Annotated in this window: 14 protein-coding genes; 10 read left to right on the forward strand and 4 right to left on the reverse strand. The window is 73.4% G+C overall.

Features of this window, described 5'->3' with window-relative positions:
- The first annotated feature begins 15 nt into the window (after positions 1–15).
- The 7 genes from AB0873_RS25865 (at position 16) to AB0873_RS25895 (ending at position 7455) form a co-directional block, all read left to right on the forward strand.
- The gene (locus AB0873_RS25865; protein ID WP_155331903.1) at positions 16–1254 is read left to right on the forward strand and encodes a beta-ketoacyl-[acyl-carrier-protein] synthase family protein; all 1239 of its coding nucleotides are present in this window, start codon (positions 16–18) and stop codon (positions 1252–1254) included.
- Positions 1255–1325: 71 nt separating this feature from the next.
- Positions 1326–2438 carry a 4-hydroxyphenylpyruvate dioxygenase gene (hppD, locus tag AB0873_RS25870; protein WP_366602797.1) on the forward strand — a complete coding sequence of 371 codons (1113 nt, stop codon included), beginning with the start codon at positions 1326–1328 and terminating at the stop codon, positions 2436–2438.
- Positions 2435–3364 (forward strand): phytanoyl-CoA dioxygenase family protein, encoded by a 930-nt coding sequence (locus AB0873_RS25875; protein ID WP_366602799.1) that lies wholly within the window; start codon positions 2435–2437, stop codon positions 3362–3364. The genes hppD and AB0873_RS25875 overlap by 4 nt, the downstream gene beginning before the upstream one ends.
- Positions 3365–3367: 3 nt before the next feature.
- Complete coding sequence (locus AB0873_RS25880) at positions 3368–4159, forward strand: DUF3050 domain-containing protein (RefSeq protein WP_366602801.1); 792 nt, start codon at positions 3368–3370, stop codon at positions 4157–4159.
- Complete coding sequence (locus tag AB0873_RS25885; protein ID WP_155334201.1) at positions 4120–5121, forward strand: thiamine pyrophosphate-dependent dehydrogenase E1 component subunit alpha; 1002 nt, start codon at positions 4120–4122, stop codon at positions 5119–5121. The genes AB0873_RS25880 and AB0873_RS25885 overlap by 40 nt, the downstream gene beginning before the upstream one ends.
- Complete coding sequence (locus AB0873_RS25890) at positions 5122–6093, forward strand: transketolase C-terminal domain-containing protein (protein WP_366602803.1); 972 nt, start codon at positions 5122–5124, stop codon at positions 6091–6093.
- Between the two features lie 3 nt (positions 6094–6096).
- Positions 6097–7455, forward strand: a complete 1359-nt coding sequence (locus AB0873_RS25895) for a hypothetical protein (RefSeq protein ID WP_366602805.1) — start codon at positions 6097–6099, stop codon at positions 7453–7455.
- A gap of 28 nt (positions 7456–7483) precedes the next feature.
- Here AB0873_RS25895 and AB0873_RS25900 read toward each other — a convergent pair whose 3' ends face one another.
- Complete coding sequence (locus AB0873_RS25900; protein WP_366602807.1) at positions 7484–8227, reverse strand: SGNH/GDSL hydrolase family protein; 744 nt, start codon at positions 8225–8227, stop codon at positions 7484–7486.
- Between the two features lie 60 nt (positions 8228–8287).
- Here AB0873_RS25900 and AB0873_RS25905 point away from each other — a divergent pair, with 60 nt between their 5' ends.
- The gene (locus AB0873_RS25905) at positions 8288–8755 is read left to right on the forward strand and encodes a dethiobiotin synthetase (protein ID WP_366602809.1); all 468 of its coding nucleotides are present in this window, start codon (positions 8288–8290) and stop codon (positions 8753–8755) included.
- Between the two features lie 61 nt (positions 8756–8816).
- Here the strand turns inward: AB0873_RS25905 and AB0873_RS25910 are convergent, their stop codons facing one another.
- On the reverse strand, positions 8817–9458 hold the full coding sequence (locus AB0873_RS25910; RefSeq protein ID WP_366602811.1) for an HAD family hydrolase: 642 nt from the start codon (positions 9456–9458) through the stop codon (positions 8817–8819).
- Between the two features lie 25 nt (positions 9459–9483).
- Positions 9484–9885 carry an MmcQ/YjbR family DNA-binding protein gene (locus tag AB0873_RS25915; protein WP_366602813.1) on the reverse strand — a complete coding sequence of 134 codons (402 nt, stop codon included), beginning with the start codon at positions 9883–9885 and terminating at the stop codon, positions 9484–9486.
- A 112-nt stretch (positions 9886–9997) separates the two neighbouring features.
- Here AB0873_RS25915 and AB0873_RS25920 point away from each other — a divergent pair, with 112 nt between their 5' ends.
- Positions 9998–10951: an alpha/beta fold hydrolase gene (locus AB0873_RS25920; RefSeq protein ID WP_366602814.1), complete on the forward strand. Its 954-nt coding sequence runs from the start codon at positions 9998–10000 to the stop codon at positions 10949–10951.
- A gap of 166 nt (positions 10952–11117) precedes the next feature.
- Here the strand turns inward: AB0873_RS25920 and AB0873_RS25925 are convergent, their stop codons facing one another.
- Entirely contained in the window at positions 11118–11486 is a 369-nt protein-coding gene (locus AB0873_RS25925) for a VOC family protein (RefSeq protein WP_366602851.1), read from the reverse strand.
- Between the two features lie 512 nt (positions 11487–11998).
- Between AB0873_RS25925 and AB0873_RS25930 the strand changes: the two genes are divergently transcribed.
- A complete protein-coding gene (locus AB0873_RS25930) occupies positions 11999–12697 on the forward strand; it encodes a methyltransferase domain-containing protein (protein WP_155331030.1) in 699 nt (232 codons plus the stop codon).
- Positions 12698–12790 lie beyond the last annotated feature (93 nt).

The raw sequence follows: 12790 nt of genomic DNA on the forward strand, positions 1-12790 counted from the left end.
AACCGAGGAGCTGCCGTGACCGCGGTCATCACCGGGATGGGCCTGTTCACACCGGTGGGACGCGGCGTGGAGGCCACCTTCGACGCCCTGTGCACCGGCCGCTCCGGCCTGGTCCGGCCGCCCGAGGGGCACCCGGCGGAGGGCTCGCTGGAGGTCGCCGGGGTGCTGCCCGACATCGACCCGAGGACGGTGTCGTCCGGGCCGGACACGAAGGTGCTCGACCGGATCGTGGTGCTGGCCCTGCTCACCGCCGCCGACGCGCTCGCCGACGCCGGCATCGAGGTGGGCCGGGACGTCGCCCCGGAGCGGACGGCGGTGATCGTCGGCGGGGTCGGCGGGATGGCCACCCTGGAGGCCCAGGTGCTCGCCCGGGCCGCCCGGGGCCGGGCCGCCGTCAACCCGTACCTGCTGACCGGGATCCTGCCGAACATGCCGTCGGCGCGGATCGCCATCCGGTACGGCATCCGCGGGTACAGCTCGTCGGTCGGCACCGCCTGCGCCTCCGGCGCGCAGGCCGTCGCCGACGGGGTGCGGCTGATCCGGGCCGGCGAGGCCGACGTGGTGCTCTGCGGGGCCAGCGAGGCGCCGCTGTTCCCGACGTTCGCCGACACCTTCGGCAACGCCCGGGCACTCGCCCGGGGCTGGGACGACCCGGCGGCCGCGAGCCGCCCGTTCGACACCCGCCGTAACGGGTTCGTGCTCGCCGAGGGGGCGGCGCTGCTGGTGCTGGAGAGCGCCGAGCACGCCGCGGCGCGCGGCGCGAGCGGGTACGCCGAGGTCGCCGGCTACGGCGTGACGACCGACGCGTACCACCCGACCGCGCCGCGGCCGGACGGCGCCGGCGCGGCGGAGTGCATGCGGCGGGCGCTGGCCGGCGGCGGGGTGCCGGCGGCGCAGGTCGGCTACGTCAACGCGCACGGCACCGGCACCAAGCTGGGCGACGTCGCCGAGACCACGGCGCTGGCCGAGGTCTTCGGTGAGCACGGCGTGCCGGTCAGCTCCACCAAGGCGCTCACCGGCCATCTGCTCGGCGCCTCCGGCGCGCTGGAGGCGGCGGCCACGGCGCTGGCGCTCGGGCGGGGCCTGCTACCGCCCACCTGGAACCTCGACGACCCGGATCCGGCCTGCCCGGCCGACCACATCCGCAAGGAGCCCCGGGCGACCGAGAGCGGGTACGCGCTCACCAACTCCTTCGGCTTCGGCGGCCAGAACGTGAGCCTCCTGCTCGCGCGGGCCGCCCGGCCGCGGCGGTGACGGCACACGAATCAGCGGGCGGGGAACGCCCGTACGGCAGTCACGGGGGGAACTGTGCGAAGGGCTGGGACATGGACATCCGTGGGATAGACCACATCGAACTCTACGTGGGGGACGCCCGGCAGGCCGCCTTCTACTTCGGCCGGGCGGTGGGGCTCCACCTCTGCGGCCAGGGCGGCCCGGAGACCGGGCTGGCCGGGCAGCGGTCGCTGCTGCTGCGGCACGCCGACATCCGGATGGTGCTCACCTCCGGGCTGACCGCCGAGCACCCGGCGTCGCGGTACGTGCAGCGGCACGGCGACGGCATCGCGGTGGTGGCGCTGGAGGTCGACGACGCCGTCGGGGCGTACGCCGAGCTGCTGGCCCGGGGCGCGACCGGCGTGCTGCCGCCGACCACCGTCACCGGCGCGGACGCCGAGGTCGTCGTCGCCGAGGTGGACGGCTTCGGCGACGTGGTGCACCGGCTGGTCGAGCGGCGCGGGGACCGGCGGGAGTTCCTGCCGGGCCTGGTCGAGATGCTGCCGCCGGAGGACGACGCCGGCGAGGAACTGCTCGCCGAGATCGACCACCTGGCGGTGTGCGTGCCGGCGGGGCAGCTCGCCGGGACGGTCCGGCGGTACCGGGAGGTGTTCGGCTTTGCCGAGATCTTCCACGAGTACATCGAGGTCGCCGGCCAGGCGATGAACTCGACGGTGGTGCAGAGCCCGTCGGAGCGGGTGACGCTGGTGCTGCTGGAACCGGACACCGCCCGGCGGGCCGGGCAGATCGACGCGTTCCTCGACCAGCACACCGGCGCCGGGGTGCAGCACCTCGGGCTGCGCACCGACGACATCGTCGGCGCGGTGGAGACGCTGCGCCGGCGCGGGGTGCGCTTCGCCGGCACCCCGGGCAGCTACTACGACGCCCTGGAGGCCCGGGTGGGCCGGGTCGACGCGCCGCTGGAGCGGCTGCGCGAACTGGGCGTGCTGGTCGACCGCGACCACGGCGGCCAGCTGCTGCAGATCTTCACCGAATCCATGCACGTGCGCCGCACGCTCTTCCTCGAACTGATCGAGCGGCGCGGGGCGCGGACGTTCGGCAGCGGCAACATCAAGGCGCTCTACGAGGCCAAGGAACGGGAGCTGGCCGCGGCGGGGGCGACCCCCGCCGTCGCGGCCGCCACAGCCCAGGGGGTGACGGCATGACCACGACCGAGTTCGACCCGACGCTGACCGCCGAGGAGGAGGCGCTGCTCCCGTCCGACGAGGACGTGGCGTTCTACGCCGAGCACGGCTGGTACCTGTCGAAGAAGCTGCTCACCGACGACGAGGTGGACGCCCTCGCCGCGGCCGCCGACCGGTACTACGGCGGGGAGCGGGACCGCCGCCTGCCGGTCCGGCCGCCGAAGCTCGCCTACTGGGACCCGGCGAAGGGGCCGGTGCAGCGGCACAACGACTACGTCCACCACGAACACGACGGCCTCGGGGCGATCCTGCGCAAGCCGCTGATCGGGGCGGTCGCCGCCCGGCTGGCGCAGGCCGACGAGATCCGGGTGTTCCAGTCCACGCTGATCTACAAGCCACCCATCGACGGTGAGCCGTCCAACATCGTGCCCTGGCACTTCGACAAGCACTACTGGGCGTCCTCGTCGTCGGAGCGGATGCTCACCGCGTTCATCCCCTTCCACGACTGCGGGCAGGAGATGGGCACGATCACGATGGTCGACGGCTCGCACCGCTGGCGGGAGATCGGCGCTGACGACACGGTGGTGCGGCACTTCGCCGAGCGCGACCGCGACCAGCTGGAGGAGATGCTCGCCGAGAACGCCGCCTACAACGGCGCCGAGATCCGCAAGATCCCCATGGTGATCCCCAAGGGACACATGAGCTTTCACCACTGCCGCACCTACCACGGCAGCGGTGCGAACGTCAGCGGACGGCCCCGGCAGGCCGTCTCGCTGCACCTGCAGGACGGCGACAACGCGTGGCGGGCGTACCCGCTCTCCGACGGCACCCTCGCCGCGTACAACCACGACGTGCTGGTCCGCCGCACCCACGACGGGCGGCCGGACTACGCGGACCCCGAATACTGCCCGGTCATCTGGCGCCACCGCGCCCAGCAGGGAGGCTGAGTCATGTCACGCTACGACTGGGGGAAGACGCACCCGGGCATCGAGCGGCTGGAGAAGGCGGTGACCGCCAGCCGGGACGTGGTGGTGCGGCACCCGCTCTACGCCAACCTGGACACCCACGAGGCCCTCGTCACCTTCATGGAGCACCACGTCTTCGCGGTGTGGGACTTCATGTCCCTGCTGAAGTCCCTGCAGCGGCAGCTCACCTGCGTGACGGTGCCGTGGATCCCGACCGGCCCCACCGGCAGCCGCCGCCTCATCAACGACATCGTCATGGTGGAGGAGAGCGACGAGTTGGGCGACGGCTACATCAGCCACTTCGAGCTGTACGTGCAGGGCATGCGGGAGGCCGGCGCCGACACCGGGCCGGTGGAGCGGCTGGTCGACCTGCTGCGCGCCGGCCGCCCCGTCACCGAGGCGCTGGTGGAGGCCGGGGTGCCCGGCCCCTCGGCGGCGTTCGCCGCCACCACCTGGCGGATCATCGAGACGACCCCGGTGCACTGCCAGGCCGCCGCGTTCGCGTTCGGGCGGGAGGACCTGATCCCCGAGATGTTCACCCAGGTCGTCGCCGTCAACGAGCGGACGCACCGGCTGCACAGGTTCGTCGACTACCTGGAGCGGCACATCGAGGTCGACGGCGAGCAGCACACCCCGATGGCGATGCAGATGCTCGCCGACCTGTGCGGCGACGACGACGCGAAGTGGCAGGAGTGCGCCGACACCGTCAACACCGCCCTGGCCGCCCGGGCTCGCCTCTGGGACGACATCCTGACGGTGATCAAGGGGTCCGCGTGACCGACCCGGTCCGGCTCTACCGGACCGTGCGGCTGATCCGCCGGTTCGAGGAGCGGGCGATCGAGCTCGTCCGCTCCGGCCACGTCGTCGGGGGCATCCACCCGTACCTGGGTCAGGAGGGCGTCGCCGCCGGGGTGTGCGCGGCGCTGCGCCCCGGCGACGTGGTGGCCGGCACCCACCGCGGGCACGGGCACGTGCTCGCCAAGGGTGCCGACCCGGCCCGGATGATGGCGGAGCTGTGCGGCCGCGCCACCGGCCTCAACCGGGGCCGGGGCGGGTCCATGCACGCCGCCGACTTCGCCGTCGGCGTGCTCGGCGCGAACGCCATCGTCGGTGCCGGCGGCGCGATCGTCACCGGCGCCGTCTGGGCGCGTCGCCGCCGCGGCGAGGACCTGGTCGGGGTCAGCTTCCTCGGCGACGGCGCGGTCAACGAGGGCATGCTGCTGGAGGCGTTCAACCTGGCCGCGCTGTGGCAGGTGCCGGTGCTGTTCGTCTGCGAGAACAACGGCTACGCCACCACGATGCCGGTGGCCGGCGCGGTGGCCGGCAGCATCACCGGCCGGGCCGAGGCGTTCGGGATCCCGGCGTCCGTGGTGGACGGTCAGGACCCGGAGGCGGTCCGGGCCGCCACCGCGGCCGCCGTCGCCCGCATGCGCGCCGCGGGCGGCCCCGAGTTCCTCGAGGCCCGTACCTACCGCTTCGACGCCCACCACACCTTCGAGCACGCGGTACGCCTCGACTACCGACCGCCGGAGGAGGTGGCCCGGGGCCGGTCCCGGGACCCGGTGGACATCGCCGGCTCCCGGCTGCCCCCCGACCGGCGCGCCGAGGTGGACGCGTCGGTGGAGGCGGAGCTGGACGCCGCGGTGGCGTTCGCCCTGGCCGGCCCCGAGCCCGACCCGGCCGGCGCGTTGGAGCACCTGTACGCCAGCGGGCTCACCGCCCGCGCCGGAGGTGGGTAGATGCCGAGGCTGTCGTACCGCAAGGCGCTCAACCGGGCGCTGGCCGACGAGTTGGCCCGCGACGAGGAGGTCTTCCTGCTCGGGGAGGACATCCGGGTCGCCGCGTCGAACGTCACCGCCGGGCTGCTGAAGCGCTTCGGTCCCGAGCGGGTCCGCGACACCCCGCTGTCGGAGCAGGCGTTCACCAGCTTCGCGACCGGCGCGGCCCTCGCCGGGGCGCGACCGGTGGTGGAGTTCCAGATCCCGTCGCTGCTGTTCCTGGTCTTCGAGCAGATCGTCAACCACGCGCACAAGTTCCCGCTGATGACCGGCGGGCAGTGCGCCGTGCCGGTCACCTACCTGGTGCCCGGCTCGGGGTCGCGTACCGGGTGGGCGGGGCAGCACTCCGACCACCCGTACAGCCTGTTCGCCCACGTCGGGGTGACCACCGTGGTGCCGGCCACCCCGGCGGACGCGTACGGGCTGCTGGTGTCGGCGATCCGCTGCGACGACCCGGTGGTGGTGTTCGCCCCGGCCGGGGCGATGGAGGTCCGGGCGGACGTGGACGCCGCTTCGTTGCAGCCGGTGCCCCTCGGTCGGGGCGTCGTACGCCGGCCCGGCGACGACGTCACCGTGGTCGCCGTCGGGCACCTGGTGCACGACGCCCTGGCGGTCGCCGACGACCTGGCCGACCAGGTGTCGGTGGAGGTGTTCGACCCGCGCACGCTGTACCCGTTCGACTGGGACGGCCTGCTCGCGTCGGTGTCCCGCACCGGGCGGCTGGTGGTCGTCGACGACTCCAACCGGTCCTGCGGCATCGCCGGGGAGGTCATCGCCACGGTGGTCGAGCGGGTCCGGTTGGACGCGCCCCCACGGCGGGTCACCCGCCCCGACGGGGCGGTGCTGCCCTTCGCCCCGGCGCTGGACCGGGCCGTGCAGCCGGGCCGCGAGCACCTGCGATCCGCCATCCAACACGTCATGAAGGACGGATGACACATGACCGACGTCGACTACCGCTGGCCGTCCGCCGCGCAGGCGTGGCTGGACCTGCCCGCCGACCTGCGGGCCGACCTGGTGGCCGCCGGGGCCGGATCCTGGCGGGAGATCTTCGACGGCCGGGCCACGTACAACAAGCAGTGGCGGTTGGCCCGCCCGCCGGTGATGGACGAGACCACCCTCGGCGTGCTCAACGCGATCTGCGACCGGCTGGCCCAGCTCCTGTTCGAGGCCGGCCGGCGGCGGGCCGGCACGGCGGGGGAACTGCGCCGGCTGCTCGGCGTCCCCGACGGCGAGACCCGGCTCCTCGACGACGCCGAGCCGCTGAGCGACCGGCTGCTGGCCGCGTTCCGGCCCGACGTGCTGCTCAGCGACGGGGTGCCGCGGGTGGTCGAGTACAACATCGACAGCAGCCTCGGCGGCGCGTTCGACGCCGACACGACCGTCCGGCGGTTCGTCGACGTCTACCGGCGGCGTGGGCTCACCGACCGCGCCCGGCTGGAACCGGCCCCCTCGGCCGTCGACCTGCGGTTCGCCGCCATCCGCTCCGGCCTGGCCCTGCCCGACGGGGCCCGGGTGGCGATGCTCATCGACTTCGACGCCGAGTACCCGGGGCTGGACGACCCGGAGCGGTTCTTCCGGCTCCTGTCGCCGGTGGTGGAGCGGGCCGCCGTGCACGGGCTGGACCTGGTCATCACACCGGTGTCGCAGGTGACGCGGGACTCCTCGGGCCGGCTGGTCGCGCGGGGCGCCCCGGTCGACGGGGTGTTCCGGCTCTTCGTGCCCAACCGGGTGACCCCGAGCGCCGGCGTGGACGCCCTGGAGGCGGCGGTGCGGGCGGGCAGCGTACCGATGTGGGTGTCGGCCGCGGCCTGGCTGATCGCGAACAAGCAGGTGTTCGCGTGGCTCTGGGACGACGCCGACGACCTGCCGGCGGCGGACCGGGACCTGGTCCACCGCTACGTGCCGCGCACCTGGAGCCTCACGTCGGACCTGGTGGACCGGGCGGTGGCCGACCGGCACGACCTGGTGGCCAAGCCCGCCGACGGCTCCGCCGGGGTGGACGTGCTGATCGGCCGCGAAACCGACGCCGACACCTGGCGCGACGGGGTGGGCCGGTTCGCCGCGCGGGGCGGGTTCGTCCTGCAGAGCTACGTCAAGGCCGACGACGTGCCGCTCGACTTCGTGCACATCGAGACCGGGGAGACGGTCTCCGCGGACGTGCCGTACAGCGTCGCGCCGTACCTGTTCGGCCGCCGGCCGGCCGGCGCCTGCATCCGCACCGGCTTCCCCGGCTGCGACGGGGTGCTCAACCTGGCCCGCGGCGTCCTCCTCTCCGGCCTCCTGGTGGTGGACTGACGCCCCTCCACCCGGGTTGATCATGAGGTTAGCGGGCTCCGGTACGGCGTGTCGCCCCGCCAACCTCATGATCAACCCTGCTGGGCGGGGGAGGTCCGGGGCGGAGGTGGTGCGACAGGCGGCGGATCGTCTCCGCCGCGGCTATCGCGTCGCTGCGGGCGCTGCCGTGGCGGCCGTCGCCGCTGTAGATCGACGGGTCGGCGGTCAGCGGGTGGTCGGTCAGGTGCACGTGGATCGTGCCCAGGCGCCCCGCCAGGGCGCGGGTGTGCGCGGCCAGGCGGCGCATCCGCCGGCCGAGGCCGGCGCGGTGCTGCTCCGGCACGGCGGGGCTGTGCGACACGTCGAACATGCCCACCGTGATGACGTCCGCCCCGGCCCCCCGCAACGCCTCGACCATCGCGGCCAACTCACCGTCCACCGCGTCGGCGTCGTACGCGGGCCGGAACGCGTCGTTGCCACCGCACACGACCAGCGCGAGATCGGGCCGAAAGTCCAGCGCGGGGCCGAGCTGGGTGGCCCGGACCTCGTGCGCCCGCAACCCGCGCAGGCCGAGGTTGAGGTACGCGAGCTGAGGCGCGGCGGCACGCAGCTCGGCGGCGATCCGATCGGCCCACTGCACGTCCGGATAGCCGTCGACCGGCTCGCACAGCCCCTCGGCCACGCTGTCGCCGAGCACCGCGAAGCGCCGCCACGGGTGCCCGCGCAGCAGCGCTGCGCTCTCGCCCTCCCGCAGACAGTACGGATCCGTCGCCTCGGTCAACGTCGATGTCATGCCGGGACGCTAGCGCACGGAAGGGCCCCTCGATAACAGCCGTGGCGGCATGATGGGTCCGTGGTTCAGGTGGCGGTGTGCGGGCCGGCGGCGGCGACCGACGTCGAGCTGGCGCACGCCCGCCGGGTGGGGGAGCTGCTCGCCGAGGGCGGCGTGACCGTCCTCTGCGGAGGCGGTGGCGGGGTGATGGCCGCGGTCGCCGCCGGCGCGCGCTCCCGCGGCGGCCTGGTGATCGGCGTACGCCCCGACGACGGTACCGCCCCCGGGCCGGCCGCCGACGTCAGCGCCACGGTCGTCACCAACATGGGGCAGGCCCGCAACGCGATCCTGGTGTGGAGCGCGGACGCGGTGATCGCCGTCGGCGGCTCCTGGGGGACGGTGAGCGAGGTGGCGCTGGCGATGCGCCGTGGCAGCATTCCCGTGGTGGCGCTCGGCGGCTGGCGGATCGTCGACGCCACCGGCACCCCCGTGCCCGGCGTACGTCACGTGACGACACCGGAAGAGGCGATCGGCGCGATCGGGGTCTAGGTTCGCGAGTCTGGATCGAGAATGGCCATCTTCGATCCAGGCCTTCCAGCTGACGGGAGTGTCAGGGCAGCAGGGCCAGCAGGTCGCGGGGGTGGGCGGCGGTCAGGTCGGTGGGGACCGACGGGTCGTACTGGTGGCCCCACCCCGCCGCGACGGACCGGGCACCCGCGGACCGGGCGGCCCGCAGGTCCAGCGGCGAGTCACCGACGTACGCGCTCCGCCCCGGTTCGACGCCGAGCCGCCGGCAGGCGAGCAGCACACCCGCCGGGTCCGGCTTGGGCCGGTCGACCTCGTCACCGCCGAGGACGACCGTGAAGTGCCCCGCCAGGCCGGTGCGGTCGAGCAGGATCTCCGCGGCGGCGTGGCTCGCGCCGGTGAACAGGCCCACCGGCACCCGCCGGGCGGCCTCCGCCAGCAGGGCCGCCACCCCGTCGTAGACGGTCACCCGGTCGGCGACCGAGGCGAGTTCGTCGTGGTACCGGGCGAGGTCGGCGGCGGTCGCGGGCCGGCCGAGCAATGCGGTGAGCAGGTCAGCCGGAGAACCGATCGAGTACCCGCCGATGATCTCCTCGTCGGTGTGCTCGCGACCGCCGCCGGCGACGACCGCCGCCCGGTACGCGGCGGGGACCGCGGCGTGCGACTCGATCAGCGTCCCGTCCATGTCGAAGACCAGCCCCGCCACCGGGACCCCCGCGAGTGCCACGGGTCGAGGTTAGCGGAGGGGCACGTCAGGACGGTGTGGGACCGGCGGCACGGTGGGCGGCGGCCAGGCGTTTCGGGGCGCGGACGTACCAGGCCTCCACGATCAGCTCGGTCAGCTCGGCGACACCGATGCGGTCCAGCCGGACCAGGACGGCCGGGTACCCGTCGAAGTGCGGGGTGGTGAAGTAGACGGTCGGGTCGTCGGCGAGCAGGGCCTCCTTGGCGCCCACGTCCGGGACCTGTGCCCCGAGGATCGGCCCCTCCGGCGCGTCGTCGCCGAGCGCGTCGAGGTCCGCCCGGCGCAGCGGCCGTTCCCACACGAAGGCCTTGCCCCGCACCTTCCAGGCGGGCAACCCGTCGTACGAGGGCGCCTCGGTCGTCTCCGGCAGGGCCAGCGCGATCCGGCGCACGTCGTCCCAGGTGGCCATGCGCCTGACCATACGCGCCCGAACCAGCCGCGCGGGCTCCTCGCCGGCCGTCGAGCGGGGGCACCTGCTCGGAGGATGGGCCGCCCGGGTCTCGCGCGGCTAACATGCGCCGATGCGGGGTTCAGCGCGGCTGTTGCCGCTGTTGGTCAGCGCCACCGTGCTGGCCGCCTGCTCCGGCCCACCGGCGGCGCCGGCCGGGACCGCGACGCCGCCGGCCGCTCCCGCGAGCGTCGCCACGCCGACCGGACCCGCGATCGGCGGCGACCGGCCGGTGCGGATGGCCGTACCACCGGGGTACCACCCGGGCCGGCCGGCACCGCTGCTGATCATGCTGCACGGGTTCGGCGGTAGCCCGGACCAGGACGAGAACTACCTCGCTCTCGGGCCGGTCGCGGAGGCCGAGGGAATGCTGTACGCGCGGCCCGAGGGGCGGCGCGACCGCCGAGGCCAGCACTTCTGGAACGCCTTCGCCGCCTGTTGTGACCGGGACGGCACCGGTGTGGACGACTCGGCGTACCTGCGCGGGATCGTCGAGGAGGTCCGCCGGCACTACACCGTCGATCCCGGGCGGATCTTCGTGGTCGGCTTCTCCAACGGGGGCTTCATGGCCCACCGGATGGCGTGCGACCACGCCGACCTGGTGGCGGCCGTGGTCAGCATCGCCGGCGCCGGGCCGCTGACGGCGGCGGACTGCCGCCCGGCCCGACCGGTGGCGGTGCTGCAGGTTCACGGCGACGCCGACACGTCCGTGCGGTACGAGGGTGGCGAGATGGGCGGCGGATACCCGGGGGCGGTGCGAACGGTGGAGGACTGGGCCCGCCGTAACGGGTGCGCCGTGCCCGGACAGCCGGGCCCGGCCCGTGACCTGGTCGTCACGGATGAGTCGACACCCCGGCGTCCCGACGTGGCGGAGACCCGGACCCTGGCCTACGCGGCGGGTTGCCGGCCGGGTGGGCACGTCGAACTCTGGACCGTCGCGGGCGGCAGCCACCTGCCGGTCCTCAGCGCCGGCTTCGCGCGGCAGGTGGTGGACTTCCTCCGCGCCCACCCGCGGCCGCCTGGCTGACATCGGAGCGGTCAGCTCAGCAGAAGGGGCTGCCGGCCCCCCCGGGGTGCGAACGCCCCGCTGACCAGGTGACCGCCGCTGTTGCACCGAGTGACTACTCAGCCCGGGGCGCTGGGCCACCGGGATGCCCTCATGCACGCGGTCAGCGGCATGAGCGAGCGCTTGGTCACCCGACCCGGGTGGGGGTCCCGGGGTCCTCCGCGAGTGAGTGGAGGTAGTCCGCTCGCGACTGGAGGACGCAGAACAAGTTGCCGCCAGGGTCCACCATGACCACCCAGCCTTCATCACCGGTCTGCCCGATGCCGACGTGCGCGGCGCCCAATTGGACCGCACGCGCCACACAGGCCGCTTGATCCTCCGGGCGAAGATCCAGGTGGATCGCGCCGGGCTCGACCTGCTCGACAGAAGGCTGGATCAGCAGGGCCGGCCCGTCATCGCTGACCAGCAGTACTGAGTTGCTGTGGTTCGGTGCGAGCCGATAGCCGAGGAGGTCTCGCCAGAATCGGGCGACCTCGGAGGGCATGTGTGTCTTCATCGTCACCGTTGCGATCGTGGCGTGGGGCATGCCCGATTCTCTCTGGACGCCCGATCATCGGCACATTCGTATTCCAGCGACCGGCGCCGACGGCACTTGGGTGACGAGCGCTTCGCGGCAAAAGAGTGTGGCCCACGGCATCGCGCAGGTGAAGAACCACCGGGCCTCTCTGCCAGGGGGCCGGTCTTTACCGCCGAACTCGCGGCGGCGCTCACGGCCGAAGGTGGGATACGGCTGGCTGAGCAGGTCGGGCGGCTGCGAGTCCACGACGAGATCAGGTACGTCGAAGCGCTGTACCGCTCACCGCTGTGCTGATCGCGCCCGCCTCCGCAGCCGCGCGCCGGCGGGTGCACTGTCATCCGCACGTCCCCCGCAGTCACCCCCGTGCTCCTTGACGCGGGTTCCCGGCATGAGCGCGTCCGACTGCGCCGCCTGCGGCCGGGGTAGAGGTACGTCGGCTTCCATGGCAGGATCGTGCGCTCGACCTTGGAGCATGCTTAGGAGACAGCCTGGTGAAGGCCGACCACTACGACAGTTTCGCCGAGCGCTACTCCGCGGCTAACGAATCCAACCTGATGAACGGCTACTACGAGCGGCCCGCGATGATCAAACTCGCCGGGGACGTGAACGGTCGACGGATCCTCGATGCCGGCTGCGGTTCAGGTCCCTTGTCCGCAGCTCTTCGCGAGCGAGGGGCCATCGTTACTGGTTTCGACTCCAGCCCCGCGATGGTCAAGCTGGCCGAACGGCGGCTGGGTGAGGATGCCACGCTGCTGGTGGCCGACCTCAGCGAGCCGCTGCCCTTCGCCGACGCTGCGTTCGACGACGTCGTAGCGTCCCTGGTCCTGCACTACCTGAAGGACTGGACTGCGCCCCTGGCTGAGCTGCGCCGGGTCTTGAGGCCAGGCGGCCGCCTCCTCCTGTCGGTGAAACACCCGATCGCCTACGAGGTAGTGAACCCGGACGGCGACTACTTCGCCCTCGCGCGCTGGTCGGAGGAGTGCACGTTCGACGGGCACCGCACAGAGCTAACCTACTGGCACCGGCCGCTGCACGCGATGACGGATGCGTTCACCGACGCGGGCTTCCGAATCTCGGTCATCAGCGAGCCCCCCATGTCTCCCGATACTCCGCGCGAGCTCCTGCCTCCAAACCTCGTGGACCGCACGGCGTTTCTCTCCTTCATCTTCTTCGTCCTCGAAGCGCGCTGAGTCGGAGTCCAAGCTGCCGCCGCACGCCGCTCAATCAGCATGCGCACTACAGTAGCCACCCTGTCATCGGCACGACCGGACGGTCTCGGCGCT

Source organism: Micromonospora sp. NPDC047707, from assembly GCF_040704235.1.
Classification (GTDB): Bacteria; Actinomycetota; Actinomycetes; order Mycobacteriales; family Micromonosporaceae; genus Micromonospora.

Excerpts from the sequence above, each read along its gene's own strand:
- AB0873_RS25875 (WP_366602799.1), top strand. The coding sequence starts at position 2,435 with ATGACCACGACCGAGTTCGACCCGACGCTGACCGCCGAGGAGGAGGCG.
- AB0873_RS25890 (WP_366602803.1), top strand. The coding sequence starts at position 5,122 with ATGCCGAGGCTGTCGTACCGCAAGGCGCTCAACCGGGCGCTGGCCGAC.
- AB0873_RS25895 (WP_366602805.1), top strand. The coding sequence starts at position 6,097 with ATGACCGACGTCGACTACCGCTGGCCGTCCGCCGCGCAGGCGTGGCTG.
- AB0873_RS25880 (WP_366602801.1), top strand. The coding sequence starts at position 3,368 with ATGTCACGCTACGACTGGGGGAAGACGCACCCGGGCATCGAGCGGCTG.
- AB0873_RS25915 (WP_366602813.1), bottom strand. The coding sequence starts at position 9,885 with ATGGCCACCTGGGACGACGTGCGCCGGATCGCGCTGGCCCTGCCGGAG.
- AB0873_RS25900 (WP_366602807.1), bottom strand. The coding sequence starts at position 8,227 with ATGACATCGACGTTGACCGAGGCGACGGATCCGTACTGTCTGCGGGAG.
- AB0873_RS25925 (WP_366602851.1), bottom strand. The coding sequence starts at position 11,486 with ATGAAGACACACATGCCCTCCGAGGTCGCCCGATTCTGGCGAGACCTC.
- hppD (WP_366602797.1), top strand. The coding sequence starts at position 1,326 with ATGGACATCCGTGGGATAGACCACATCGAACTCTACGTGGGGGACGCC.
- AB0873_RS25920 (WP_366602814.1), top strand. The coding sequence starts at position 9,998 with ATGCGGGGTTCAGCGCGGCTGTTGCCGCTGTTGGTCAGCGCCACCGTG.